Raw genomic sequence first — 797 nt, 5'->3', positions numbered from 1 at the left:
GGATAAAAATTTTCTCCTTTATGGTCCGACAGATGGGGCTATTTACAAGGATTTGCACTATGAAGTTGTAGCGCACAGCGAGGGTAAACGGCGGTCTCAGGTTCCAAGTGCAACAGTCAGTTGATGGCTTCGAGCTTGTTGCTCGCGGATAGTTGAAGGTAATCAACCAGTACCTCGACCGGAAATTTCCAGCCCAGCGTTTGGCGTGGCCGAGTGTTCAGCAAGTCGGCAATTTCGTCCAGTCGCTCCTGGCTGACCAGGGAGAGATCCGTGCCTTTGGGCAAATACTGGCGCAGCAAGCCGGTGTTTTCGTTGCTGCCGCGTTGCCACGGACTGTGCGGATCTGCAAAGTAAATCTTCATACCGGTGTCTGCTGTGATTTCAGCGTGGCGGGCCATTTCACTGCCTTGATCGTGTGTCATGGTTTTCAGCAGTGAGGGCGCCATCCGCGACATCTCTCGGGTAATGGCTTGAGCGGCTGCATCGGCGGTCGGTGCGTCGAGTTTTGCCAAGATCACGTAACGGCTGGTGTGCTCAACCATCGTGGCGACAGCGGAGCGGTTGTTGGCCCCGATAATCAGGTCGCTTTCCAGTGCCCAGGAACAAGGCGATCTTCGACCTCCGGTGGACGCAGGTGAATGCTGAGTTCCGCAGGGTAGCGCTCTCGACGTGTGGCACTCTGGGTTCGCGGGCGGCGCTTGCCCTTACCTTGGCGCAAGTAGCTGATGAGCTGGCGCTTCAGCTCCCCTCGCGGATAGGCATAAATAGCCAGGTAGATGGTTTCGTGACTCACATGT

At 56.1% G+C, this 797-nt stretch carries 1 pseudogene; it reads right to left on the bottom strand.

Features of this window, described 5'->3' with window-relative positions:
- Positions 1-116 precede the first annotated feature (116 nt).
- Positions 117-797: pseudogene (locus tag F8N44_RS30030) on the bottom strand (IS30 family transposase); the annotation flags it as partial.

It is taken from the genome of Pseudomonas fluorescens (assembly GCF_902497745.1).
Taxonomy (GTDB): domain Bacteria; phylum Pseudomonadota; class Gammaproteobacteria; order Pseudomonadales; family Pseudomonadaceae; genus Aquipseudomonas; species Aquipseudomonas fluorescens_BM.
This window is presented reverse-complemented; position numbering and strand designations above follow the sequence as displayed.